Annotated in this window: 26 protein-coding genes; 11 read left to right on the top strand and 15 right to left on the bottom strand. The window is 71.9% G+C overall.

Features of this window, described 5'->3' with window-relative positions:
• Window positions 1-15: 15 nt before the first annotated feature.
• The 6 genes from ABZX61_RS40170 to ABZX61_RS40145 are packed head-to-tail and all read left to right on the top strand — an operon-like array spanning window position 16 to window position 6,772.
• Window positions 16-1,452, top strand: a complete 1,437-nt coding sequence (locus ABZX61_RS40170; RefSeq protein ID WP_355201996.1) for an FAD-linked oxidase C-terminal domain-containing protein — start codon at window positions 16-18, stop codon at window positions 1,450-1,452.
• The gene (locus tag ABZX61_RS40165; protein ID WP_355201760.1) at window positions 1,452-2,627 is read left to right on the top strand and encodes an FAD-binding oxidoreductase; all 1,176 of its coding nucleotides are present in this window, start codon (window positions 1,452-1,454) and stop codon (window positions 2,625-2,627) included. Before ABZX61_RS40170 ends, ABZX61_RS40165 begins: the two co-directional genes overlap by 1 nt.
• Before the next feature lies 1 nt (window position 2,628).
• Entirely contained in the window at window positions 2,629-3,831 is a 1,203-nt protein-coding gene (locus tag ABZX61_RS40160; protein WP_355201758.1) for a heterodisulfide reductase-related iron-sulfur binding cluster, read from the top strand.
• Window positions 3,828-4,580 (top strand): IclR family transcriptional regulator, encoded by a 753-nt coding sequence (locus ABZX61_RS40155; RefSeq protein WP_355201756.1) that lies wholly within the window; start codon window positions 3,828-3,830, stop codon window positions 4,578-4,580. Before ABZX61_RS40160 ends, ABZX61_RS40155 begins: the two co-directional genes overlap by 4 nt.
• A gap of 19 nt (window positions 4,581-4,599) precedes the next feature.
• Entirely contained in the window at window positions 4,600-4,812 is a 213-nt protein-coding gene (locus ABZX61_RS40150) for a DUF2277 domain-containing protein (RefSeq protein ID WP_350724864.1), read from the top strand.
• Window positions 4,813-4,870: 58 nt separating this feature from the next.
• A complete protein-coding gene (locus ABZX61_RS40145; protein ID WP_355201754.1) occupies window positions 4,871-6,772 on the top strand; it encodes a hypothetical protein in 1,902 nt (633 codons plus the stop codon).
• Window position 6,773: 1 nt separating this feature from the next.
• Here ABZX61_RS40145 and ABZX61_RS40140 read toward each other — a convergent pair whose 3' ends face one another.
• Complete coding sequence (locus ABZX61_RS40140; protein WP_350724860.1) at window positions 6,774-7,760, bottom strand: helix-turn-helix domain-containing protein; 987 nt, start codon at window positions 7,758-7,760, stop codon at window positions 6,774-6,776.
• Window positions 7,761-7,936: 176 nt separating this feature from the next.
• Here ABZX61_RS40140 and ABZX61_RS40135 point away from each other — a divergent pair, with 176 nt between their 5' ends.
• Entirely contained in the window at window positions 7,937-8,617 is a 681-nt protein-coding gene (locus tag ABZX61_RS40135) for an HNH endonuclease family protein (protein WP_355201752.1), read from the top strand.
• 42 nt (window positions 8,618-8,659) lie between these two features.
• A complete protein-coding gene (locus ABZX61_RS40130) occupies window positions 8,660-9,448 on the top strand; it encodes an endonuclease/exonuclease/phosphatase family protein (protein WP_355201750.1) in 789 nt (262 codons plus the stop codon).
• A 55-nt stretch (window positions 9,449-9,503) separates the two neighbouring features.
• Here the strand turns inward: ABZX61_RS40130 and ABZX61_RS40125 are convergent, their stop codons facing one another.
• From ABZX61_RS40125 to ABZX61_RS40115, 3 genes are read right to left on the bottom strand one after another with little or no spacing between them, the layout of a single operon-like run.
• Window positions 9,504-9,839, bottom strand: a complete 336-nt coding sequence (locus ABZX61_RS40125; RefSeq protein WP_355201748.1) for a PepSY domain-containing protein — start codon at window positions 9,837-9,839, stop codon at window positions 9,504-9,506.
• Between the two features lie 35 nt (window positions 9,840-9,874).
• Entirely contained in the window at window positions 9,875-11,113 is a 1,239-nt protein-coding gene (locus ABZX61_RS40120) for a HAMP domain-containing sensor histidine kinase (RefSeq protein WP_355201746.1), read from the bottom strand.
• Window positions 11,114-11,153: 40 nt separating this feature from the next.
• A complete protein-coding gene (locus tag ABZX61_RS40115) occupies window positions 11,154-11,834 on the bottom strand; it encodes a response regulator transcription factor (protein WP_355201744.1) in 681 nt (226 codons plus the stop codon).
• Between the two features lie 94 nt (window positions 11,835-11,928).
• Here ABZX61_RS40115 and ABZX61_RS40110 point away from each other — a divergent pair, with 94 nt between their 5' ends.
• Complete coding sequence (locus ABZX61_RS40110; protein WP_355201742.1) at window positions 11,929-12,372, top strand: hypothetical protein; 444 nt, start codon at window positions 11,929-11,931, stop codon at window positions 12,370-12,372.
• Window positions 12,373-12,381: 9 nt separating this feature from the next.
• On the opposite strand, the gene ABZX61_RS40105 is transcribed toward ABZX61_RS40110, so the two are convergent.
• The 6 genes from ABZX61_RS40105 to ABZX61_RS40080 form a co-directional block, all read right to left on the bottom strand.
• Window positions 12,382-13,140: a glucose 1-dehydrogenase gene (locus ABZX61_RS40105; protein ID WP_355201740.1), complete on the bottom strand. Its 759-nt coding sequence runs from the start codon at window positions 13,138-13,140 to the stop codon at window positions 12,382-12,384.
• A 94-nt stretch (window positions 13,141-13,234) separates the two neighbouring features.
• Complete coding sequence (locus tag ABZX61_RS40100) at window positions 13,235-15,511, bottom strand: tetratricopeptide repeat protein (RefSeq protein ID WP_355201738.1); 2,277 nt, start codon at window positions 15,509-15,511, stop codon at window positions 13,235-13,237.
• A 19-nt stretch (window positions 15,512-15,530) separates the two neighbouring features.
• Complete coding sequence (locus ABZX61_RS40095; protein ID WP_350724842.1) at window positions 15,531-16,286, bottom strand: hypothetical protein; 756 nt, start codon at window positions 16,284-16,286, stop codon at window positions 15,531-15,533.
• A 49-nt stretch (window positions 16,287-16,335) separates the two neighbouring features.
• On the bottom strand, window positions 16,336-17,148 hold the full coding sequence (gene dapF, locus ABZX61_RS40090; protein WP_355201735.1) for a diaminopimelate epimerase: 813 nt from the start codon (window positions 17,146-17,148) through the stop codon (window positions 16,336-16,338).
• 9 nt (window positions 17,149-17,157) lie between these two features.
• Window positions 17,158-18,063 (bottom strand): tRNA (adenosine(37)-N6)-dimethylallyltransferase MiaA, encoded by a 906-nt coding sequence (gene miaA, locus ABZX61_RS40085; protein ID WP_355201733.1) that lies wholly within the window; start codon window positions 18,061-18,063, stop codon window positions 17,158-17,160.
• A gap of 13 nt (window positions 18,064-18,076) precedes the next feature.
• Complete coding sequence (locus ABZX61_RS40080; RefSeq protein ID WP_350724836.1) at window positions 18,077-18,589, bottom strand: methylated-DNA--[protein]-cysteine S-methyltransferase; 513 nt, start codon at window positions 18,587-18,589, stop codon at window positions 18,077-18,079.
• Between ABZX61_RS40080 and ABZX61_RS40075 the strand changes: the two genes are divergently transcribed.
• A complete protein-coding gene (locus tag ABZX61_RS40075; protein WP_355201731.1) occupies window positions 18,588-19,502 on the top strand; it encodes a ribonuclease Z in 915 nt (304 codons plus the stop codon). The two genes, ABZX61_RS40080 and ABZX61_RS40075, sit on opposite strands and share 2 nt — an antisense overlap.
• Here the strand turns inward: ABZX61_RS40075 and ABZX61_RS40070 are convergent.
• From ABZX61_RS40070 to miaB, 5 genes are all read right to left on the bottom strand, one after another.
• Window positions 19,478-20,128 carry a hypothetical protein gene (locus tag ABZX61_RS40070; protein ID WP_355201729.1) on the bottom strand — a complete coding sequence of 217 codons (651 nt, stop codon included), beginning with the start codon at window positions 20,126-20,128 and terminating at the stop codon, window positions 19,478-19,480. The two genes, ABZX61_RS40075 and ABZX61_RS40070, sit on opposite strands and share 25 nt — an antisense overlap.
• 25 nt (window positions 20,129-20,153) lie before the next feature.
• A complete protein-coding gene (locus ABZX61_RS40065) occupies window positions 20,154-20,888 on the bottom strand; it encodes an isocitrate lyase/phosphoenolpyruvate mutase family protein (protein ID WP_355201727.1) in 735 nt (244 codons plus the stop codon).
• An 81-nt stretch (window positions 20,889-20,969) separates the two neighbouring features.
• Window positions 20,970-21,506 carry a hypothetical protein gene (locus tag ABZX61_RS40060; protein ID WP_355201725.1) on the bottom strand — a complete coding sequence of 179 codons (537 nt, stop codon included), beginning with the start codon at window positions 21,504-21,506 and terminating at the stop codon, window positions 20,970-20,972.
• A 471-nt stretch (window positions 21,507-21,977) separates the two neighbouring features.
• A complete protein-coding gene (locus tag ABZX61_RS40055; RefSeq protein WP_355201724.1) occupies window positions 21,978-22,241 on the bottom strand; it encodes a hypothetical protein in 264 nt (87 codons plus the stop codon).
• Window positions 22,242-22,317: 76 nt separating this feature from the next.
• On the bottom strand, window positions 22,318-23,814 hold the full coding sequence (miaB, locus tag ABZX61_RS40050) for a tRNA (N6-isopentenyl adenosine(37)-C2)-methylthiotransferase MiaB (protein ID WP_355201722.1): 1,497 nt from the start codon (window positions 23,812-23,814) through the stop codon (window positions 22,318-22,320).
• Window positions 23,815-23,951: 137 nt separating this feature from the next.
• Here miaB and ABZX61_RS40045 point away from each other — a divergent pair, with 137 nt between their 5' ends.
• Window positions 23,952-24,707, top strand: a complete 756-nt coding sequence (locus ABZX61_RS40045; protein ID WP_192791054.1) for an amino acid ABC transporter ATP-binding protein — start codon at window positions 23,952-23,954, stop codon at window positions 24,705-24,707.
• Window positions 24,708-24,730 lie beyond the last annotated feature (23 nt).

Genomic DNA, 24,730 nt, shown 5'->3' with positions numbered 1-24,730 from the left:
GAGGGGGATCGGGTGCTGGAAACGCTGACAGCGGCCCTGCGCTCGCTGCTGCCCCATGACTCGGTGATCACCGATCCGGTACGCCTGCGCACGTACGAGTGCGACGGCCTCACCTACCACCGGGCGACCCCCGGCGTGGTCGTGCTGCCCGACACGGCCGAGCAGGTCGCCCGCGTGGTACGCGTGTGCAACGACTTCGGCGTGCCCTTCGTGGCCAGGGGCTCGGGCACCGGCCTGTCGGGGGGCGCGCTCCCCCGCGAGGACGGCGTGCTCATCGTCACCTCCAAGATGCGCGGGATCCTGGAGATCGACCTGGACAACCGCCGGGCGGTCGTCGAGCCCGGCGTCACCAACCTGGCCATCACCGAGGCCGTGCGCGACCGGGGCTACTACTACGCGCCCGATCCGTCCAGCCAGCAGGTCTGCTCCATCGGCGGCAACGTCGCCGAGAACTCCGGCGGCGCCCACTGCCTCAAGTACGGCTTCACGGTCAACCACGTCGAGGCCTGCGAGATCGTCACCCCCGACGGCGACCTGGTCACGCTCGACCGCATGGACCCCGGCTACGACCTGCTGGGCGCGTTCATCGGCTCCGAGGGCACGCTGGGCATCGCCACCAAGATCACGGTACGCCTCAGCCGCGCGCCGGAGGCCGTGACCACGGTGCTGGCCGCGTTCGAGAGCATCGAGCAGGGCGGCCAGGCCGTCTCGGCGATCATCGGCGCGGGCATCGTGCCCGCCGCGATCGAGATGATGGACGCGCTGGCCATCGAGGCGGCCGAGGCTGCCGTCGCCTGCCGCTACCCCGAGGGCGCGGGCGCCGTGCTGATCGTGGAGCTGGACGGCCCGCGGGCGGAGGTGGACGAGCAGTTCGCCCGGCTCACGGAGATCTGCTCGGGCGCCTTCGAGCTGCGGGTGGCCGCCGGCCCGGACGAGCGGGCGGCGATCTGGAAGGGCCGCAAGTCGGCGTTCGCCGCCGTCGGGCGCATCAGCCCGGCCTACATCGTGCAGGACGGCGTGGTGCCGCGTACGTCCCTGCCCGGCGTGCTGGCGGCCATCGACCGGCTCTCGCACGAGCACGGCATCAGGGTCGCGAACGTCTTCCACGCGGGGGACGGCAACCTGCACCCGCTCGTGCTGTTCGACGACGCGGAGCCGGGGGCCGGCGAAAGGGCCGAGGTGGTCTCCGGGGCGATCCTCGACCTGTGCATCGAGCACGGCGGCTCGATCACGGGCGAGCACGGAGTCGGGGTGGATAAATCCCGCTATATGCCAAAGATGTTCAGCGCGGACGACCTGGACACCATGCAACTCGTCCGGTGCGCGTTCGACCCCCGCGGCCTGTCGAACCCGGGCAAGGTGTTCCCCACCCCGCGCCTGTGCGGCGAGGTGCCGGGCGTGCGCAAGGGCGTGCATCCGCTGGTGGAGTCGGGGAAGGCGGAGCAGTTCTGATGCTGGCCGACACGGGGGTGACCATCAGGCAGGCGGACGCCGACGACGCCGTCAACGGCGTGCTGCCCCGCTGGGTCGCCCTGCCCGAGACGGTCGAGGAGATCTCGGCCGTGCTGCGGGCCTGCGCCGAGCAGGACCTGGCGGCGGTGCCCGCGGGCGGCGGCACGAAGCTGCACTGGGGCGCCCCGCCCGAGCGCTGCGACGTGCTCATCGACCTGTGCTGCATGAACTCCCTCATCGAGCACGCCGCCGGCGACCTCGTCGTGCGCGCGCAGGCCGGGCTGACCATGGACGCGCTGGCCGCCGCGCTCGCCGAGCAGGGCCAGGAGCTGGCGCTCGACCCGCCGTTCAGGGAGCACACCACGGTCGGCGGCACGCTCGCCACCGCGACGGCGGGCCCGCGCGCCTTCCGGTACGGCACCGCCCGCGACCTGCTCATCGGCATCACGGTCGTGCTGCCCGACGGGACCGTCGCCAGGTCCGGCGGCCGGGTGGTCAAGAACGTCGCGGGCTACGACCTCGGCAAGCTCTTCACGGGCTCGCAAGGCACGCTCGGCGTGATCGCGGAGGCCACGTTCCGGCTGCACCCGCTGCCCGTGGAGCGGCGCTGGCTCGTGGCGACCACCGAACCTGCCGACGACGTGCTGCTCCGCCTGACCTCCTCCCAGGCCGAGCCGTCCGCCGTGGAGATCGACTGCCCGGACGGCAAGGAGGCGACGGTCGCGGTGCTCGTGGAGGGCTCGGCGGCCGAGCAGCGCGCGCTGGCGCTGCGCGAGGTGCTGGGCGAGGGCACGGTCACGGCCGAGGCGCCGGAGTGGTGGGGGCTGATCCTCAGGGACGACGTGCTGCTGGAGACCCGCTTCCCGCCCGCGCGCGCGGCCGGGGCGCTGGCCGCCGCCGGGGAGGCCGGGTTCGCCTTCCGCGGGTCGGCCGCGGCGGGGCGGGCGTACCTGGAGCTCTGGGGCGAGGTCTCGGAGGAGGAGCTGGCGGCGGCCGTCACCCGGCTGCGCGGGCGGATCGAGGCGCTGGGCGGGCGGCTGAACGTGCTGGCCACGCCGTACGAGGGCGTCGACAGGTGGGGGCAGGTGAGCGGGCTGCCGTTGATGCGGCGGGTCAAGGAACGGTTCGACCCCGGGCGCAGGATGTCTCCCGGCCGGTTCTTGGGAGGCATTTGACATGGACCCGGAGCTGATCAACGACTGCGTGCACTGCGGGTTCTGCCTCCCCACGTGCCCGACGTACGTGCTGTGGGGCGAGGAGATGGACTCGCCGCGCGGACGCATCCACCTGATGAAGCAGCACGTCGAGGGCACCCCGGTCACCCCGGAGATGGCCGGGCACTTCGACGCCTGCCTGGGGTGCATGGCGTGCGTCACGGCCTGCCCGTCCGGGGTCCGGTACGACCGCCTGATCGAGCAGACCAGGGCCGAGGTGGAGCGCACCCACGTGCGGGACCCGCAGGAGCGGGCCGTGCGCGGGATCGTGTTCAGCCTGTTCCCCTATCCGCGCAGGCTGCGGCTGCTGCGGCCGGGGATGTGGCTGGCCGAGCGCATGGCGCCGTTCCTCGCCAGGGCCAATCCGAGCCTCGGCGCCATGGCCGCGCTCGCGCCGCGCGTCGAGCACCGGCAGCGGATGCCGCGCGTCGTCAGGGCCAGGGGCGAGCGCCGGGCCGTGGTGGGCATGCTCACCGGATGCGTGCAGGGCGAGTTCTTCCCCCAGGTGAACGCGGCCACCGCCCGGGTGCTCTCCCTGGAGGGCTGCGACGTGGTCATCCCGCGCGGTCAGGGCTGCTGCGGGGCGCTCAGCGTGCACTCCGGGCGCGAGGACCAGGCCAGGCGGCTGGCGCACCGCACGGTCAGGACGTTCGAGCGGGCCGGGGTCGACACCGTCGTGGTGAACGCGGCCGGCTGCGGCTCGTCGATGAAGGAGTACGGCGAGCTGCTCGGGCGCGAGCCGGGATTCAGGGTGGTCGATCTGTCGGAGTACCTCGCCGAGCTGGGGCCCGTGGCCAAGCGGCATCCGCTGCCGCTCACCGTCGCCTACCACGACGCCTGCCACCTGGCCCACGCCCAGGGCGTGCGCGCCCAGCCGCGCGAGCTGCTGAGCGGCATCCCCGATCTGGTGGTCCGCGAGATCCCCGAGTCGGCCATCTGCTGCGGGTCGGCGGGCACGTACAACATCTTCCAGCCGGAGGCCGCCCGCGACCTCGGTGACAGGAAGGCCGGCGCGGTCGCCACGACCGGCGCCGAGCTGCTGGTCTCGGCCAACCCCGGCTGCACGATGCAGATCGCCGCGGCCATGCGGCGCGCCGGCTTGGACATCAGGGTGGCCCACACGGCCGAGGTGCTCGACGCCTCACTGCGCGGGGTCTCCCTATGAGCGTGCAATCGGTGGAGCGGGCGCTGGACGTGCTGGAGGCGCTGGCTGAGCACGGGGGTGAGGCGGGCCTGTCGGAGATCGCCGCCAGGACCGGCCTGCCGTACGGGACCATCCACCGGCTGCTGCGCACCCTGCTCGCCCGCGGCTACGTGCGCCAGGAATCCGACAAGAGGTACGCCCTGGGCGGCGGCCTCGTGCGGCTGGGCGGCATCGCCGAGAGCATGGTGGGCGTGTGGGCGCAGCCGTACCTGACCAAGATGGTCGAGCTGTCCGGCGAGACCGCCAACCTGGCCGTGCTCGAAGGCGACTTCGTCGTCTACGTGGCGCAGGTGCCCTCGCCGCGCAGGCTGCGGATGTTCGCCGAGGTGGGCCGGCGGGTGCTGCCGCACAGCACGGCCGTGGGCAAGGCGCTGCTGGCCGGGCGGCCCGCGGCCGAGGCGGTGGCCGTCTTCGAGCGCACCGGCATGCCCCGCCGCACCCCCAACACGATCACCGACCTGACGGCCATGCTGGCCGAGCTCGAGCTCGTCAGGGCGCAGGGTCACGCCATGGACCTGGGCGAGGAGGAGCTCGGCGTGCACTGCCTGGCCGTGCCCGTGTGGGACGGCGAGCGGGTGGTGGCCGCGATGTCGGTCTCCGGGCCCGCCGAGCGGATCGACGCGATCGACCGCGACGACCTGGCCGAGGGCATGCGCAAGATCGCGCTCGACTTCGGCAACGAGCTCGGCCCGGCGGTCGACGCACGCTGAACGAAGTTACGGTTAGGGCATGTGTAGAAGCATCAAAACCCTGCGCCCCCCGTTCACCGAGAGCGTCACCGAGGAGGACGTGCGGGCGGCGGCGTTGCAGTACGTCAGGAAGATCTCCGGCTTCCGCGCGCCCGCCGCGCACAACGCCGAGGCGTTCGAACGGGCGGTGGAGACGATCACCAAGGCGTCGGAGGAGTTGCTCGGAGCTCTCCAAGTTCGCGGATCGCGTTGACAGGCACCCGCGGTCGGTGAAGTGTTCCCTCGTGTAGGCCCCGAGCGAGGGAGCGCCCATGATCAGCGGGCTGTACCAGGGACAGGACGGCGACTCGCAGCTGGCGCTCCGGATCGACGTCGACGGGGCCAGGCCCACCGGGCGGGTGAGCGGCGACCTGTTCACCGTGGCGGGCGCGACGACCTCCTACGCGGGCTCGTTCGTGGTCAACGCGCCCACCGTGCAGGAGTCCCGGATCCAGGGGCGCGGGGTCTTCACGTTCGACACTCCGGTGAAGGACGTGAGCGTCACGATCGCCGACGGGTCGGGCACGGCCGAGGTCGCGGGGCGCACGTACCAGGTGGCCTTCGCCTCTCCGTACTTCCGCAGCGTGCTGCTGGAGCAGGACTCCGTGATCGGGACCGTGCCGTTCGTGTCGTACCGGACCGGCACGCTGCCGGGGCCGGGCGGCTCGCCGGCCAGGGAGCTGAGCGTGCCGGCGGCGTACGCGGAGGCGGGCATCGAGCTGACCTTCGCCCAGCCGGGGGTGATCCCGGTGGACGGGTCGGGCGCAGACCTGGCGTGGGACGACGCCGAGCTGCATCACGCGATGACGCAGCAGTTCAGCGGGTTCGGCGACGCGCCGGCCTGGCGCGTGTGGCTGCTGGTGGCCAGCAAGCACGTGGGCGGCTACCGGGGGATCATGTTCGACTACAACGACGCGCACCAGCGGCAGGGGTCCGCGGTGTTCTACGACGTGATCAAGGGGACCACGCCGCAGGCGCAGCGGGCGCAGCTGCGTACATACGTGCACGAGCTCGGGCACGCCTTCAACCTGCTGCACTCCTGGCAGAAGAACCTCGGCACCCCGCCCCAGCCGCTGGGCCCCGACGGCGGCTTCGGCGATCTGTCGTGGATGAACTACGTGCAGAACTACCGCCCGGGCGGCGAGCCAGGCTACTGGGCCGCCTTCCCGTTCCACTTCACGGACCCGGAGCTGATCCACCTGCGCCACGGCTTCTACCGCGACGTGGCCATGGGCGCGAACGCGTTCGGCACCGGCGCCGCCGAGATCGCGCCGTTCGAGCAGCCCGTCGAGGACCGCTCCGGGCTGCGGCTGGAGCTGCGCGCCAAGGAGTCGTTCGAGCTGGGCGAGCCCGTCGTGGTCGAGTTCAAGCTGTCCTGCGCCGGCGACCCCCGTGTCACGCACGGCCATCTGCACCCCGACACCGAGTTCACGCAGGTGTCGATCACGCAGCCGGGCGGCAGGACCGTGCTGTACCGGCCGATGATGCGGCACTGCGTGGACGCCTCGCCGGAGATCCGGCTGGACGAGGGCAACCCGGCCATGTACCGCAGCGCGTACATCGGGCACGGCCGCGACGGGCACTACTTCCAGCAGCCCGGCGAGTACCACGTGCGCGCCCAGTACATCGCCGCGGACGGCTCCCGCATCGTCTCCCCCGCGTGCCTGGTCAGGGTGCGCTTCCCGGTCAGCCGCGACGACCACCAGGTGGCCGAGCTGATGCTGGGCGAGGAGCAGGGGCAGCTGTTCTCGCTGCTCGGCTCCGACTCGCCCGCGCTGCGCTCGGGCAACGAGGCCCTGGACGAGGTCATCGACCGGTACGGCGCCCACCCGCTGGCCGTCTACGCCCGCATGGTCAAGGGGCTGAACGCCGAGCGCGGGTTCAAGGCGGTGACGGCGGGCAAGCGGCTGCGCGTCCGGCCGCCGGATCCCAAGCAGGGCATCGAGCACCTCAGCCAGGTCGCCCGCGACGCGAGCATCGACAACATCACCCTGAACCTGGTGATGCGCCGCCTGGCCAGGGCCGAGGCCCGGCAGGGGGACCTGGACCGGGCGAACGCGGTGATGGACCAGATGGTCGCCACGTTCCAGGCCAAGGGGGTGAACCCCATCGTCCTGGGGCAGATCCAGCGCCAGGCGGAGCTGACGAAGACAGCTCTGAGCGCGGAGGCCTAGATCATTCGAGCAGGCGGTGCTGGGCGGCGAGGAAGCCCGCGTGGAAGCGGGTCCTGGCGTCCAGGCGCTCGCACAGCATCTGGACCCGGCGCTGCACCGTACGCGGGCTGAGCCCCAGCTGCCGGGCGATGGCGTCGTCCTTCATCCCGGCCGCCAGCAGCGCCAGCACCTCCGTGTCGGGGGTGCGCGGCCACACCTCGGGCTCCAGGCCGTCCGCGGCGGTCAGGCGGAGCGGCACGGCGGCCCGCCACAGCGTCTCGAACAGCCCCACCAGCGCGTCCAGCAGCGCGGACGGGTGCACCACGAGCGCGCTCTCCACGGCCTGGTCCTCGTCGGAGACCAGGGGCAGGATGGCCGTGCGGGCGTCGGCGATGGCCAGCTTGACCGGCACCTGCCCGAGCCTGGCCTGCTCGCCGTCGGCGATGGCCCGCCGCGTGTGGGCCAGCATGCCGGGGTGCTCGAACGCCTGCGGACCGTAGATGCCGCGGATGGGCGCCCCCTGCCGGGCCGCCCGCCTGCGGTTCTCCCGGTCGTCGCTGACATCCACCGCGTACGGCGGATGCACCAGCACGAGCATCTCCCGCGTGGCGTTGCGCTCCAGCTGGAGATAGCGGCGGGCCACGGCGTCGCGCCCGCTCACCACCTCCAGCACCTCCTCCGGGTGCGGCCCGTTGCGCTCGGCGACCTCGGTGGCCAGCAGCGCGGCGGCGGCCCTGCTGTGCGCGATCTCCTCCTGGCGGCGCGCGACGAGGATGTCGATGGCGACGTTCGGCGGAGTGGCGATCAGCCGCAGCGGCCGGCCGGCCACCCGGGAGATGAGGCCGAGGTCCTCCAGCCTGGGCAGCATGCGGCGGATGGCCGCGGCGGACGAGCCGGTCTCGGCGGCGAGCTGGCTCAGCGTCGCCGGTCCGTGCCTGAGCAGCGCGCGGTAGGCGGTCTCCTCGGCGACGGTGACGCCGAGTCCCTCCAGCAAGCGCCGCTGCGCCATGTCCCCTCTTTCCGACATGCCATGATCCACGTTCAGACTAAGGCAGCCTTGCCCGGAGGTGCACAGGGCCCTATCCACAGCAAAACGGTGAAGTGGCACCCTGGACGCGTGATAGGGCCTTTTATGGGCACTTGACCTAGACTTTACGAAGGTTCGGCGAAGTCTGGGGAGTGGGCGTGGGGCGGCGGGTTCGGGCATTCATGGCCGGTGCGGCCACGGTGGCGGTGCTGGCGGGCTGTGGCGGGCTGCAGGGGCAGTCCTCGGCCGGCACCGACAAGGGGGGCAAGTCCGACTCGGTGTCCGTCTCGGACGCCCGCAAGAAGCTCGCCAAGTTAACCGTCAAGGGCCGCGCTCCGAAGACCGGGTTCGACCGGGACAAGTTCGGCCCGGCGTGGTCGGACGTGGACCACAACGGCTGCGACACCCGTAACGACATACTCAAGCGGGACCTGGTGGACGAGAAGTTCAAGGCCGGGACCCACGACTGCATCGTGCTGAGCGGCACGCTGCACGACCCGTACAGCGGCAAGACGATCAACTTCAAGCGCGGCCAGGACACCAGCACCGCCGTCCAGATCGACCACGTGATCCCGCTGTCGGACGCCTGGCAGAAGGGCGCGCAGCAGTGGGCGGCGGACAAGCGCAAGGAGTTCGCCAACGACCCGCTGAACCTCATGGCCGTCGACGGCCCGCTCAACGGCCAGAAGAGCGACTCCGACGCCGCCACCTGGCTGCCGCCGGTCAGGTCGTACCGGTGCACCTACATCGCCCGCCAGATCGACGTGAAGACGAAGTACGCCGTCTGGGTGACGTCGGCGGAGAAGGACGCCATGGAGAGCATCCTGTCGAGCTGCTGAAGATCTATACGAACAGTCACGCGGTCCGTAAGATCCGACGGCATGCATGCGACAAAACGGATCAAAGTGATGATGGCCGCGGCGGTCACGGTGCTCGCCTCCACCGCCCTGCCCGTCCCGGCGCACGCCACGACGAACCTCGTGGTCCTCGACTGGAACGTCGCGGGCGACACCGCCGACATGAAGGCCATCGCCGCAGTGATCCGCGGCAGCGGCGCCAACATCGTGACCGTGCAGGAGATCCATCGCAAGCCGGAGGCCGACCAGGTCAAGCAGTTAGCCGACGAGCTCGGCTGGGACATCACGGCCAACGCCCACTTCGGCGCGGGCGACAACCCCGGCCCCTGCGACGATCCGCAGCCCGGCAAGGCGGGCAACGCGATCCTGTCCTCGTTCAAGATCCTCGAGCGCGTGACGATCCCGATCAGCGACTTCGAGACCTGCCCGGTCAACCGCTCCATGGCCGGAGCCAAGCTCGACCTCGGCGGCGGCTCGACGATCACGGTGTTCACCACCCACCTGTCCCCCGGCCTGTCGGCCACCTCGGTGGCCCGCCGCGAGGCCCAGGCGGACAAGGTGCGTAATTACCTCGCCAACCGGTCCCCGCTGATCCTCACCGGCGACTTCAACGCGCCGCCCACGGACGCGCTGTCGAAGAAGTTCGTGAGCGCGGGCTGGGTGGACACCGGCGCCAGGTACGCCAACCAGCCGACCCACGGGGACGCCCGCATCGACTACATCTACACCAAGGGCGTCACCACCACGAGCGGCTCCGTCCTGTCGAGCACCCTGTCCGACCACCGTCCGGTCGTCATGAAGATGACCCGCTGACGGCCGGAAGGCCCACCGCCGCGCGCGGTGGGCCGGTGGCCGTTGGGAGATGCCGTTAGTCGTCGTCGTGGTCGTCGTGGCCGTGGTCGTCGTCCCTGTCCGTCTGGTGCTTGATGACCTTGCCGGTGGCCGCGTCCACGTCCAGTTCGTGCCGTTCCGTGCCCTTGGTCAGCTCGACCTCCCACGCGTCGGGCCGCGTACCCCTGCGCTGGTAGTCGATCTCGCTGACCCAGGCCCCGGCCACCTCCTTGTGCGCGATCTCCATGGCCTGCTCGGCCGTGACCTTGGGCGCGGCGGCCGTGGACGTGGTGGCGGCGAAGGCGACGCCCCCGCCCGCGACCAGCGTGACGATCCCGGCGCCGACGACGATGAACTTCTTCGTGATCTGCATGACACCACGAAATCGCGATCGCCGATAATCGCGCGCTAAGCACCGGTTAAGACCATCTCCACCCGCGCGCCACCCCCTTCTGGCGTGGAGACGGCCAGGTGGCCGCCCGAGGACTCGGCGGTACGGCGGGCGATGTCGAGGCCGAGGCCGGTCGAACCGCCTCCGCTGTTGCCCCTTTCCAGCAGCTCCGGGTCGAAGCCCGGCCCCGAGTCCTCGACCGCCAGCACGGCCCCCGACGGGTGCGGCGTGAGCCGTACCGCCATGGAGGCCCCTTCCGGAGTGTGCGCGAAGACATTGCCGAGCAGGGCGTCCACGCAGGCCGCGAGCTCCTCGGCGCTCACCGCGACGGGCAGCGGCCCGTCGGGCAGCGAGATCGACACCTCGCGGCACTGGTCCTCCGCCAGCACCGACCAGAACCGCACCCGCTCCCCCACGACCGCCGCCGCGTCGCACGACGCGCGCCCGGCCGAGCGGCGCCGCGCGTCCGTGATGACGGCGCTCACCGCCCGTTCCAGGGCGTCCACGCGGGCCTGCAGCCGCGCCGCCTCCTCCGGGTCCCGCAGCGACTCGGCGTCCAGCCTGAGGCCGGTCAAAGGGGTACGCAACCGGTGCGACAGGTCGGCCACCGACTCCCGCTCCGCCACCAGCAGCTCGTCGATCCGCCCCGCCAGATGGTTGAGCGCCAGCGCCACCGAACGCACCTCGGGCGGCCCGCCCGGCTCCGCCCGAGCCGTCAGGTCGCCCCCGGCCAGCCGGTGCGAGACCCGGGCCAGCCCGTCCACCGGCCGGGTGACGGCCAGCGCCAGCCGGTCCGCCAGCACGATCCCCAGCACCACCAGGACGATCCCCAGCACGAGCAGCCCGAGCCACGCCTCGCGCACGCCCTTCGTCAGCTCCGCGTCCGGCACGAACACCCTGATCACCGCCGTCCCCCCGGACGACTGCGCGGAGACCAGCACCTCCCTGCCGCCGGAGGCCACGGCGGTGACGCTGCGCCCGGTCGCGGCCAGGCGCACCGCGTCGGTACGGGCCGCCGCCACGCCCACCGAGCGCCCGCCCGGCAGGAACACCGTCACCGGTCGCGGCACCTGCGCCATCGCCAGCTCCAGGTCGGGCGTGCCCACCGCGACCGCCACGGACTCCGCTGCGGCGGTCGCCCTGCCCATCGCGCCGTTCTCGGCCACGGCCCGGATGAGCAGCGCCATCGGCACCAGCAACGCGATCAGCACGAGGGACGTCGTGGCCGCCACCAGCAACGCCAGCCACCGCCTCACGCCCGCCCCCTCCACGTCCCCGCGGCCGCCGTCATCTGCGTCATGACGGCTCGACCAGCTTGACGCCGACCCCGCGCACCGTGTGCAGGTAGCGGGGCTCCGCGGCCGTCTCGCCCAGCTTCCTGCGCAGCCACGACAGGTGCACGTCCACGGTCTTGTCCGCGCCCCCGTACGGCAGCTGCCACACCTCCGTCAGCAGCTCCCGCTTCGTCACCACCTCGCCGGGCCGCGCGGCCAGATAGTGCAGCACGTCGAACTCGCGCGGCGTCAGATCCAGCGCCGTCCCGTCGAGCGTGGCCGTACGGGCCCGCGGGTCCACCCGCAACGCCCCCACCGCCAGCGCCGGCTCCGGCGCCGACCCCCCGGCCCGCCGCAGGACGGCCCGCACCCGCGCGTCGAGCTGCGCCGCGCTGTACGGCTTGACCACGTAGTCGTCGGCCCCCGCGTCCAGCACCGGCACCATCTCGGCGTCCCCGTCACGCGCGGTCGCCACGATGACCGGCACCCTGCTGACCGCCCGCAACATCCGCAGCAGCTCCACCCCGTCCAGATCCGGCAGGCCCAGGTCGAGCACGATCAGGTCGGGACGGTCCTGCACGGCCAGCCGCAGCCCCTCCAGCGCCGTCGGGGACGAGGAGACGGCGTGACCGAGCTCGCGCAGGCCGCGGCTGAGCGCCGTACGGATCGCCACGTCGTCCTCGATGAGCAGGATGTCAGCCATATACAAGAACGTAGACGGTCGATGACGATGCCCCGAGCAGCCTTAGCACCGCCTTAACCTGGCGTTAGCCGTACATGGGGGATGGTTGTCGACCATGAAGAGACTCGTGCTGGCCTGGGCCGCCACCGCCGTCGCCGCGACCGGCGCGGCCGTGGCGGTGCTCACCCTGCTCGGCACCGGCCTCACCGGCGACTCCGGCCACGTGCTCAGCCCGGCCGAGGTCCGCGCCGCCCTGAACACCGCCACCCAGCGCGCCACCGGCACCCCGGCCGGCGACGCCACCCCGACGGCGGGGACGCCGCAGCAGACGGCCCAGGGCAAGCTGATCCGCACCGCGGGCGGCACCGTGATCGCCTCGTGCGAGGGCGACCTGGTCACGCTGCGCTCGTGGAGCCCGGCCCAGAACTACTCGGTGGACCAGGTCGAGCCGGGGCCCGCCCGCAAGGCCAAGGTGGAGTTCGAGCCGGAGGAGGGGGCGGAGGTCGAGCTCAAGATCGAGTGCTCGGCCGGCCGGCCGGTGACCAGCTTCGGCTCGTAGGCGCCCGCGTCAGGTGAGCAGCACTCCGCCGTCCACCGGAAGCGTCACCCCGGTGATGTACGAGGCCGCGTCGCCGGCCAGGAAGACCGCCGCGGCCACCAGCTCCGCCGGATCGCCCGGCCGCTTCATCACCACCCTGGACTCGACGACCGCCTCCACGTAGCCGGGCTTGAACTGCTCGGTCATCTCCGAGTGGAAGAACCCCGGCTCCAGGCAGTTGACCCGGATGCCGCGCCGGCCGGTCCACTGCTGCGCGAGGTCCCGGGTGAGGCCGATGATCGCCGCCTTCGAGGCGCTGTAGGCGGCCTGGGGCAGCCCGGCCGTGGTCTCGCCGAGGATGCTGCCGATGTTCACGATCGACGAGCCGGGCCGCATCACGCGTGCGCACGCCTGGGCCATCCAGTACGTGCCGAACAGGTTGACGTCGATGACCTGCCGGAACTCCTCGGGCGTCTCCCGCAGCGCGGGCACGGCGGTGCCGATGCCGGCGTTGTTGATCAGCACGTCCACGGCGCCCATGGCATCGACGGCGGCGGCCACCAGCGCGTCGCAGTCCTCCGGACGCGCCACGTCCGTCTGCACGGCCAGGCACCGGCGGCCGGTCTCCTCGACCAGCCGCTGCGTCTCCTCCAGGCGATCGGCACGCCGGGCCCCGATCACGACGTCGGCGCCGGCCTCCGCGAGACCGCGGGCGAACGCGACGCCCAGCCCCGAGGACGCGCCGGTGACGATGGCCACCTTGCCGTCGAGCGCGAACCGCTCCAGCACGTCACATCCCGCCTTCCCGCTCACCTACACGCGCCACTTCCCGGGAAGGGCACCACGCGCGGGTGATGCCCTTCCGGGGCCCGGGACGCAGCCGTCAGAGGCCGTATTCCTTGACGATCCGCTCGTGCCGCTCGACCTCGACGTCGATCTCGCGGGCCAGGTCGAGCCAGGCCAGCGGGTGCACCCACCGCTCCGTGGCGTCGTCGAGCAGCGCGTCGACCTCGGAGGGCGACACGTTCGGCGGGACCGCGACCCAGCCGAACACCCCGGGCAGCGCCTCACCCGAGCTCGGGTGGGTGATGGTGTAGTTCTCGTCGCTGTAGACCCACATGGGCCAGCCGCGCTCGGCCATGACCTCGGTGAACTCCGCCCAGTCCTCCTCGCTCGGCGCGGCGCCGTCGAAGAAGTAGCTGGTGTAGCCGCCGGGCCGCAGGATGCGCACCGCGGCGAACGGCGGCACGAAGTTCTGCTGCTCCTGCGGGTCGTCGGGCACCGGCTCCAGGAGCTGCGGGTCGAAGACGACCAGGTCGCCGGCGTTGTAGTCCATGCCGCGCGGCTGGGGCAGGGCGAGCCGGGCCGTGGCGGGGCCGGTGCGGATGGACAGCACCTGGCGCTGGCCTCCGTCGGGCGCGGGGAGGATGAGCCGGATGAGGCCCATCTCCTCCTCGATCGGGCCCTCCTTGGACTTGATCGGCATGCCGATCTTGGCCGCGCCCTTGCGTACGGTGTCCCAGTCCTCCGCCGAGGTGGCCATGACGATCATGCGCCAGACGTCCTCGTCGGCGAGCTCGTCGATCACCTCCAGCAGCACCTCCGCGGCCCTGGAGTTGGCGTCGAGCTGCTGGGCGGCGCCGGACAGCAGGCGGCGGGCCTCGATCCCGGCGCCGGCCGCGACGGCGTGCTCGGCGGCCTCGACCGTCTCCTCCCAGCGCTCGCGGGCGCTGTGCAGCCGGGCCAGCGTGAGGTGCTGGGCGGCGTGCGGCAGCATCGCGGCCATCTGCTCCAGCCGCTCGTCCTGGCGGGCCTCGACGAGCAGCGTGGTCAGGTAGGCCACGTCGTCGGAGTCGGCGCCGGCGATGTCGCCGGTGTCGACCAGCATCTTCCAGTAGATGTCGGCGCCGGTGGCGGGGTAGCCGAGGAAGCCGAGCGTGGTGGTGTGGCGGCGGGTGGCCTCCAGGTCCTCGCCGGACAGCGGCGCCAGCCAGCCGACCCACCGCTCCGGGTCGGCGTTGAAGCCGTCGGCGGCGTCGAAGAGGCCGACGCGCTCGTCGAGCGGGCCCGGGGCCTCGGGCTCGGAGGTGGCGTCGGCGGCGGCCCGCAGGGCGGCGACCCGGTCGGCGACACCCTCGGTCTCGCGCAGCTCGGCGGCGGCGGACTCGGTCAGGTCGGCCAGCAGCCTGGCCTGCCACACGCCCTGCCTGGCGATGGCCAGGTCGCCGGCGACCAGCGCGAGCTCGACGCGGGCGCGGTAGCCGCCCATCATGCCGAAGTAGTCGATCCACTGGCGCAGCACGCGGCCGAGCTGCCAGGTGTTGGTGATCTGGGACGAGCCGGCCAGCTTGCTGACCGCCTGCGACCACTCCACGAACACGCGCGGGTGCTCGCCGACCACGTCGAGGTCGGGCAGCGCGTCCACGGCCTCGGCGGTGCGGCCGAGCGTGGCGAGGATCAGGGCCCGGCGCACGCCGTCGCGGTGCTCCTTGGCCACCGGGTCGTCGGCCTGGAACTCGGCCCCGGCCTGCAGCGCGTTGAGGGCGTCCTCGGCGCGGCCCGCGGCGAGCAGCGCGCGGGCGCTCTCGGCGCCGAGCTCCCAGCTGGCCTCGCGGCCCGCGACCCGCAGCCGCTCGACGGCGGACTCGGCGTAGGTCACGGCCTCGCCCGCCTTGCCGGCGTCGATGAGCGCGGCGACGTATTCGGTGACGAGGCCCGTGAAGGCGGGCTTCTCCGGGCTCATGCCCTCGATGTGCGCCCCCAGCGCCTCCAGGCGCTCGCTCGCGTAGCCGGGGCCGTCGGTGTTGGCCCAGGCGATGGCGAGGGCCTCGACGGCCGCCGGGGCGGCCGGGCACTCGCGTACGTCTTCGCGCTGGGCGAACGCCAGCAGCTGCTGCGCGTCGTCGAGGGCGACCGCGCCCTGCGCCCGGTCGCCGATGCGGCCGATCAGGTGCCAGTAGCGGGCGTAGAACTCGAGCCAGGGCAGCTCAAGGGCCTCGGCCTGCTGCGCGATGGCCGGGGCCATGACGTCGAGCTGCGGATATCGGCCCTCATAGGCCTGTGCGGGGAGGTCTCCCAGCGCCATGGCGAGGCCAACGTTGCCCGCCTCGGAAAGCTGCTGCTGGGTTTCGCCGACCCAGGCCCAGATGTCCACGTCCATGGGGAGCCAGTCTGCCAGGTCAACGAGCGTCCCCAAAACGCAGAAGGCCGATCAGCTCGTCCGTTTCGCTGCTGTCAAGGACCGAAAATGCCGATGCCATCAGGTCGTCCGTCGTCTCCTCCACCGCGGCGCGGCGCGCCACGATCTCCGGACCCGGCGTGGCGTACGGCTCCGGCCACTGGAAGAACTTGGCGATCATCTCTCCCGTGGTGGCCCCGAACGGGGTCGCGTCGTGGCCGCTCGCGAGCGTGGCCTCCAGCGGGTGCAGGCCGGCCGCGATCACGGCGTTGGCGTGCAGTCCGCCGCGCAGCTCGCGTACGACGTGCATGAGCTGTACGGCCCGCGCGGGCGGGTCGTCGGGCAGCGGCACGGCCCGCCAGCCCGCGAACAGCGGGACGCCCGCGCACGGGGCGGCATCGACGACCGGCTGGAGCAGCTCCGCGAGCCGCGCGCAGCCCTCGTAGCCGCCAAGTTTGCGCCGCCCCCAGGCCCCGCAGACCTCGGCGTACAGCTCGACGGCCTGGTCGACGGGGAGCTTGCGGCCGCCGTTCCAGCTCTGCTCGACGTGGTCCGGCGGGAAGAAAACGACGACCGAATTGACGACGTCGGCGTCGCATTCGCCGAGCACGCCGCAGCGGCCCCGGAAATAGAACTCGCGGGCGCCGAGGCCGTACTCCTCGCAGACGGCCTTGGCCTCTCTGGAGATCATGAACCCGCCGCCGTACTGGCCGATCGCCGCTTTGACCTGCCTCGCGGTGGTGCGTGGGTCAGCCATGGTCCACCTCTCAGTTCGCGAAGTGGACCCAGCATCCCTCAAGAGAACATTATTCTGCAAGCATCAGCTCGCCCCGGGCCACGATGACCGCGGGGCCGGAAAGGTAGCTCGTCTCCTCGTCCAGGACGACGGTCAGCGTGCCGCCGGGCACCTCGATCGTCCAGGTGCCGGTGGTCTCGCCCGACAGGGCCGCGGCGGCGACCGCCGTGGCCACCGTGCCGGTGCCGCAGGAGCGGGTCTCGCCGCAGCCGCGCTCGTGGACGCGCATGACCGCACGGCTGATGCCGACGGGGTTGAACAGCTCGATGTTGACCCCGGCGGGGAAGACGCCGGGGTCGAAGCCCGGCTGGTAGTGGAGGTCGAGCTGGACGACGGGGTCGCCGATGGCGCAGGCCAGGTGGGGGTTGCCCATGTCAACGTGGAGCCCCGTGTATTCCTGGCCGCCGACGGTGGCCCAGCTCTCGCCGCGCACGACGGGCTTGCCCATGTCGACGGTGATGTCGCCGTTGGGCTCGACGCGGACCCTGCGTACGCCGCCCCTGGTGGCCAGCATGAACTCGCCGGGCTTCTCCAGACCCTCGTCGAGCAGGTAGCGGGCGAACACGCGCACGCCGTTGCCGCACATCTCGGCCACGCTGCCGTCGGCGTTGCGGTAGTCCATGAACCACTCGGCCACGGCGGCGTGCTCGGCCACCTCACTGCTCTCCTTGGTGCGCGTCACCACCAGCACGCCGTCAGCCCCAATGCCGGCTCTCCTGTCGCAGATCTTGGCGACGAGCGAGGCGGTCACGCCTGCCTCTCCGCCAGGGTCGGGAAGGATGACGAAGTCGTTCTCGGTGCCGTGCCCCTTAAGAAACCGCATCTTGCAAGCTTATGCGAACGGGTTTGCGGAGATCAGCGCCAGGGACCTCGCAAGCAGATCAGGCGCGTCGTACGGCAGCCAGCGCACCCGGGGATCGCGGCGGAACCACGACTCCTGGCGGCGGGCGAAGCGCCTGGTGGTCCTGACGGTCTCCTCGATCGCCTGCTCCTCGCTCCACTCCCCCTCCAGAAAGCGGATGACCTGGGCGTATCCGAGGGCACGGCTCGCCGTACGGCCCTCGGTCAGGCCCTGCCCGAGCAGCCCCCGCACCTCCTCGACCAGGCCCGCCCGCCACATGCGCTCGACCCTGAGCGCGATCCGCTCGTCCAGCTCCGGCCTGGGCACCTCGAGGCCGATCTGCACGCTCGGGTAGACGGCGTCGTAGCCGGGCATGGTGGCCGAGAACGGGCGGCCGGAGTGCTCGATCACCTCCAGCGCGCGGACGATGCGGCGGCCGTTGCTCGGCAGGATCGCCGCCGCGGCCACCGGGTCGAGGTCGCGCAGGCGCTCGTAGAGCGGGGCGGGGCCGCGCTCGGCCAGCTCGCCCTCCAGCCTGGCCCTGATCTCCGGGTCGGTGCCGGGGAACTCCAGCTCGTCGATGGCCGCCCGCACGTACAGGCCGCTGCCGCCGACCAGCACGGGCACCGCGACGGAGTCGATGACCTCCCTGGCCAGCTTCTGGTATTCGGCCACGCTGGCCGTGACCGTGACGTCCCAGACGTCCAGCAGGTGGTGCGGGACGCCGCGCTGCTCGGCGGGGGTGAGCTTGGCCGTGCCGATGTCCATGCCGCGGTAGAGCTGCATGGAGTCGGCGTTGACGCACTCGCCTCCGAGGCGGAGCGCGATGTCCACGGCGAGGTCGGACTTTCCGGCCGCCGTGGGGCCCACGACGGCGATGACTGGCTGCTGACGCACGAGAACAAGTTTGCTAGAGATCGAGGAGTGTCGGCTGCAGGTACCCCTCGTGGGTGAGCAGCCGGCGCTTGGTCTCCACGCCCTCGCCGCCGCTGAACCCGCCCAGGCCGTTGCCCGCGATCACGCGGTGGCAGGGCACGATGATGGGGATGGGGTTGGAGCCCATGATCGAGCCGATGCCGCGGGCGGGCACGCTGGAGCCGCTGCGCGTGGCCAGTTCGCCGTACGTGACGGCGGTGCCGTACGGGACCTTGTGCAGCGTCTGGAGCACCCGCAGCCGCGAGCCGGACATCAGCCGCCAGTCCACCGGCGTCTCGAAGGTCTTCAGCTCACCGGCGAAATAAGCATTCAGCTCGGAGACCACGAAGGCCGTACGATCCGAATCATGGACTTCAGCCAGGGCGAGCCGCTCGTCCAGCCGCGGCCGGGACCTCCAGCCCGACGCGACGAGCCCGACCTCGGTGACGGCCAGCACGAACGGCCCGACCGGCGTCGGCACTTCGGCGAACGCGACTGTGGTCATCATGTCCTCACGTGAGTTGGTGGTGCTGGGCACTTCCAGCGCGGTTCCTACCCGACACCGTAACCACAACGGTTACCTTCTGCGCTGGGATGGACAAGGCTTCCTTTTCGACCCAGGCGAGGGCACGCAGCGGCAGATGCTGCACGCCGGGGTGAGCGCGAACGACGTGCACTGGATCTGCGTCACGCACTTCCACGGCGACCACTGCCTGGGCGTGCCCGGGGTCGTGCAGCGCATCGCGCGTGACAGGGTCAGGCATCCGGTGCGCGCGGTCTTCCCCGGCTCCGGCACCGAGTACTGGCGAAGGCTCCGCCACGCCGCCGCCTTCGCCGACACCTCGGTGATCTCCGAGCACCCGCTCTCCGGCGACCTGGCCACCGTCGGCGCGCTGACCGCGCGCCGCCTGTCCCACCCGGTCGAGTCGTACGGCTACCGCGTCCAGGAGCCGGCCGGCCGCACGATGCTGCCCGACCGGCTGGCCGCGTACGGCATCCGCGGCCCGGAGGTCGGCGAGCTCCAGCGCACCGGCTCCGTGCGCGGGGTGACGCTCGACCAGTGCAGCGTGCCAAGGCCGGGGCAGAGCGCGGCGTTCGTCATGGACACGCGGCTCTGCGACACCGTGTTCGAGCTGGCCTCGGGCGTGGACCTGCTGGTGATCGAGTGCACGTTCCTGTCGTCGGAGAGCGCGCTGGCCAAGGAGTACGGGCATCTGACGGCGTTCGAGGCGGGGCTGGTGGCGGCGGACGCGGGGGTGCGGCGGCTGGTGCTGACGCACTTCTCCGAGCGCTACGGGTTCGCCGACGAGCCCGCCTTCGTGGCGGAGGTGCGCCGGCACTTCGACGGGGAGGTCGTGCTCGCCCGCGACCTGATGAAGATCCCGGTGCCGAAGCGTCAGGTCCACAGGCCGGCGACATAGCCCACGCCGTACGGGGCCGTCTCCATGAGCAGGCGGCCCTCGTACCTCTGCGTGCCGGCCGCGCCGGCCAGCACCTGCAGGGCGGCCCGCCCGCCGACCCACAGCCGGTCCGCCTGCGCGGGGTCGAGGGCGGCGAGGGCGCCGGAGTCGGCCTGGGCGACGGCGTTCGCGATCAGGTGGTTGTACGGGCCCGCGGCCTCGTCGTACTTGCCGGGAGCCCTCGGACTGAGACAGGCGGAGCCGTCGGCCATGACCAGCAACGCCACCTTTCCCGCGATTTTTCCTAGTTTTTCGCCCGACAGGAGGCATTCGGCGCTCGGCGCGTCGAGCGCGACGGACCGGAAGCCGTCTGGGGCACGGTCGCCCAGCAGCCAGCGGCCCACGGTCAGGGACAGCGGGAGCACGGGGTCCGCGCCTCCGGCCGTGACGTCGATCCCCCACGGACGGAGGGTGCCCGCCGCCTGCCCTCCGTACGCGGCCGCGGTGTCCGCGCCGCCCACCACGATCAGCGCGTCGGGACGGGCGTCATGGAGCGCGGCGATCGCCGTGTGACAGGCCGAGCGGAGCTCGTCGAGCTGGAGCGTGATCAGCGGGGTGGGCGGGCAGACGGCCGCGGCGACAAGCACGGGGCAAGCGTACGCGGCGGCCCGCTCAGTACGGACTACGACCTGCCCTGACCTTCGCGAACAGACCCTGGGCGTAGACGTGGACGGCCTGGTGCAGCCCGCTGCCGAAGCTGATCCGGGCCACGCCGAGTTCGGCCAGCCGGGCCGGCTCCGCGGCGCCGGGCCGGACGTAGACGTTCACCGGCCCGCCCAGCTCGCTCACCAGTGCCCGGATCTCGTCCTCGTCGGCCAGCCCGATCGGGTAGACGCAGTCGGCCCCCGCCGCCAGATACCGCCGCCCGCGCTCCAGCGCCGCCTCGCGCGTCTTCGGGCCGAGCAGGTAGGTGTCGACCCTCGCGTTGATCACCAGCGCCTGACCCGCCGCGGCGCGGACCTCGGCCAGGAAGTCGGCCTGCTCGCCGGGATCGATCAGCCCGCCGGCGCCGGAGTCCTCCAGGTTGCAGCCCACGGCTCCGGTGGCGAGCAGGCGTTCGACCAGCTCGGCGGGCTTGAGCCCGTAGCCGCGCTCGATGTCGGCGGTGACGGGCGCGTCCACCACCCTGGCGATGCGGGCGACGGCCGCCATCATCTCGCCGACCGGCGTCCGCTCGCCGTCCTCGTACCCCAGGACCCGGGCGACGGCGGCGCTGCTGGTGGCCACGGCGGGGAACCCGGCCTCCCGCACGGCCAGGGCGGAGGCGGCGTCCCAGACGTTGGGCAGGATCACGGGGTCTCCCGGCACGTGCAGCGCGCGCAGGGCGGAGGCTCTGTCAGTCGTCATGATGCGACTCTACGGACCGGGGCGGCTCCCGCCGTAGGTCCAATGCCACCGATAAACGCCGAGCCACTTGACCAGGCCGGATCAGCACCCGCTCTTGGAGCACTGGCCGCTGAGCTCGCCCGCCGGACCGTCGGCTGGGTTGTCGCCGTCCGACGGCTGCGCCGACTTGGTGGGGCCCGGCTTGGTGGGGCCCGGCTTGGCGGGGGACGTCGTGGCGGGCCGCTTGCCGCCTGTGGAGGAGTCCGTGCCGCCGTCGCTGCCAGTGGGCTCGTCGCCCGTGCCCAGGTCGGGGGCGGCGTCGCCCACGCTGCCATCGTCGGGGGCGCCGTCGGGGGCGTCGGTGGTGACGTCGCCCATGGTGGCGTCGTCGTCGCCACCGAGGTCGTCGTTCCCCGCGGTGCTCTGGGCAGGCGCGGGACGGGCGCCGCCCGGCTGGACGGTGCCGGCGGGGTTCGCGGCCAGCATGTAGCCGACGCCGCCCGCCGCGAGCACGGCGACGAGCGCCGAAGCGGCGATGGCGATGGTCTTCTTCGTGCTCTTCGGGGGTTTGTCCGCCGAGCGGGTGTCCCCGGGCCCGGACAGGATCTCGTGATGATCCGGCTCGATCGGATCTCGCATGGTGGTACAGCTCCCTGCGGTCGTATCGGCGAAAGCTAACCGGCTTCCGCGGGTGATGGACCACACTAGCCGCAACGGATGAATGCTCGCACACCAATCACAAAGGAATCACGACATGTCCCCCCGTGGATCCGTTTACCCAGGTCGCCGTGCCCACCTCGCACCGGTCGCCGGAGTCGCCGGGGTGCTCGCGACCGCGATCGCGGGCATATTCCTGGCATTTACCAACTCCGCCGAACCACCCGCGCAAAGCCCACCCGAATTCGATCAGAAAAGCCCGCTTACCCCAAGATCGAATTCTCCTTCCGCGACAGCAAGCCCGGATCAGGCGAGCCCGGATCAATCGCATGGATCGTTCCAGGAGCTCTCCTGGGTCCAGGTCGTTCCCTCACCCGGTGCGCCGGTCACGGCGGACCCCCTGGCCTCGCTCTACGCCGTACCGTCCCTCGACCCGGGCCCGCTGGCCTCGGTCTACGGCGACCCGCCGCTCCCTCCGGCGCCGGTCCCGGACCGGCCCGCCCCCACGACCCGGCCGCCCGCCTCGGTCGCCACGACGCCACCGCCCGCGAGGACGGCCCCGAAGCGCTCGGCGCCACCCCGGAACGAGGTGGCCGTGCCGCCACCGGCGAGCTCACCCACGCCCCAGGCACCGCCCGAGGTGCGCTCCGCCCCGGAGCCGGACCGGCGCGCGGAGCAGCCGCCGGCGATCTCGGGAGGGGCCGATCCCTGCGCCACGTTCCACGACTTCCGCCGCGAGCCCTGCTACGCCTACCTCAACCGCCTCGCCCACTGACCGGGCCTAGGGGGGCCTTCAGTGCGCCGAGCAGGCTCCGGAAGGGGCGGCGGGGGCAGGGGCCGGGCGGCCGATGGTGGGCATGCCCAGCAGAACCCCCGGTGCGGGCTTCGCGCCGCCCTGGCGGGCCTCCCAGGCGTCGCCGGCCCTCGTGCGCCGGACCGTCGCCGCCGGACCGTCGGCCACCAGGTGGTGCGGGGCCGCGTACGTGACCTCGACCGTGACCATGTCACCGGGCCGCGGCGTCTCGGCGCCGACCGCGAAGTGGACCAGGCGGTTGTCGGCGGCGCGGCCCGACAGGCGGCGGGTGGCGTCGTCCTTGCGGCCCTCGCCCTCGGCGACCAGCACCTCCAGCGTGCGCCCCACCTGCTTCTTGTTCTCCTCCCAGGAGATCTCCTCCTGCAGGGCCACGAGCCGCTCGTAGCGCTCCTGCACGACCTCCTTGGGCACCTGGTCTGGCATGGTGGCCGCCGGGGTGCCGGGGCGGATGGAGTACTGGAAGGTGAAGGCGTTGGCGAAGCGGCTCTCGCGGACCACGTCGAGCGTGCCCTGGAAGTCCTCTTCGGTCTCCCCCGGGAAGCCGACGATGATGTCGGTCGAGATGGCCGCGTCGGGCATGGCCGCGCGCACCCGCTCGATGATGCCGAGGTAGCGCTCCGCCCGGTAGGAGCGGCGCATCGCGCGCAGGAGGCGCGAGGAGCCCGACTGCAGGGGCATGTGGAGCTGGTGCATGACATTGGGCGTCTCGGCCATGGCGGCGATGACGTCGTCGGTGAAGGCCGCCGGGTGGGGCGAGGTGAAGCGCACGCGCTCCAGGCCGTCGATCGTGCCGCACGAGCGCAGGAGCTTGCCGAAGGCCAGGCGGTCGCCGAACTCGACGCCGTAGGTGTTGACGTTCTGGCCCAGCAGCGTGACCTCGAGCACACCCTGGTCGACCAGCGTCTGGACCTCGGCGAGGATGTCGCCGGGGCGGCGGTCCTTCTCCTTGCCGCGCAGCGCCGGCACGATGCAGAAGGTGCACGTGTTGTTGCAGCCGACCGAGATGGACACCCAGGCGGCGTAGGCGGACTCGCGCTTGGTGGGCAGCGTGGAGGGGAAGACCTCCAGCGACTCCTTCAGCTCGACCTGCGCCTCGCCCTCGATGCGGGCCCGCTCCAGCAGCACCGGCAGCGAGCCGATGTTGTGGGTGCCGAAGACCACGTCGACCCACGGCGCCTTGCGGACGATCTCGCCCTGGTCCTTCTGCGCCAGGCAGCCGCCCACCGCGATCTGCATGCGCGGGTTGCTCACCTTGGCGGGCCGGAGATGGCCGAGGTTGCCGTAGAGGCGGTTGTCGGCGTTCTCCCGCACGGCGCACGTGTTGAACACGACGACGTCGGCGGTCTCGCCCTCGGGGGCGGGCACGTAGCCGGCGTCCTCCAGCAGACCGGACAGCCGCTCGGAGTCGTGGACGTTCATCTGGCACCCGTATGTGCGCACTTCGTACGTGCGGGCGCCCTCCTGGGTCACAGTCATGGCACGTTCAAGGGTAGTCGCTGTCCGGCTCCACATAGTCCCGGCTGCGCTAAAAGGCCAGCTTGATGGCATGATGTGATCGGATCGGTACCGCTTGGTTAGTGACCAGCGTTCTGGAGACCCTTACGGTTTGACCCATGACGGAGAACGGTAACGACGCTCCACTCGTACGGTTGGAGAACGTCAACAAACACTTTGGGGCGTTGCACGTCCTGAAGGACATAAACCTGACCGTCTCCCGCGGCGAGGTGCTGGTCGTTATCGGTCCCTCGGGCGGCGGCAAGTCCACGCTCTGCCGCACGATCAACCGTCTGGAGACGATCAGCGAGGGGCAGATCATCTTTGACGGCCAGGTGCTCCCCCAGGAGGGCAAGGGGCTGGCGAAGCTTCGCTCCGAAGTCGGCATGGTCTTCCAGTCGTTCAACCTGTTCGCTCACAAGACCATCCGTGACAACGTCACGCTCGGCCCGCTCAAGGTGCGCGGCGTCTCGAAGGACGCGGCCAACAAGCGGGCGATGGAGCTGCTCGAGCGCGTGGGCATCGCGGCGCAGGCGGACAAGTATCCGGCCCAGCTCTCCGGCGGGCAGCAGCAGCGTGTCGCCATCGCCAGGGCACTGGCCATGGAGCCGAAGATGATCCTGTTCGACGAGCCGACCTCCGCTCTGGACCCCGAGATGGTGCAGGAGGTGCTCGATGTCATGATCGGGCTGGCTCGCGACGGGATGACCATGATGGTCGTCACCCACGAGATGGGCTTCGCCCGGAGGGCCGCCAATAGGGTGGTTTTCATGGCCGACGGCCAGATCGTGGAGGAGAACACCCCCGACGAGTTCTTCACCAACGCGCAGACCGACCGGGCGCGTGACTTTCTTTCCAAGATCCTCACGCACTGATCATTGAGGCAGGTATACATGCA

Source organism: Nonomuraea sp. NPDC003709 (assembly GCF_040610775.1).
Lineage (GTDB): Bacteria > Actinomycetota > Actinomycetes > Streptosporangiales > Streptosporangiaceae > Nonomuraea > Nonomuraea angiospora_A.
The sequence above is the reverse complement of the archived record's forward strand: the minus strand, read 5'-3'. Positions and strand labels throughout refer to the sequence as shown.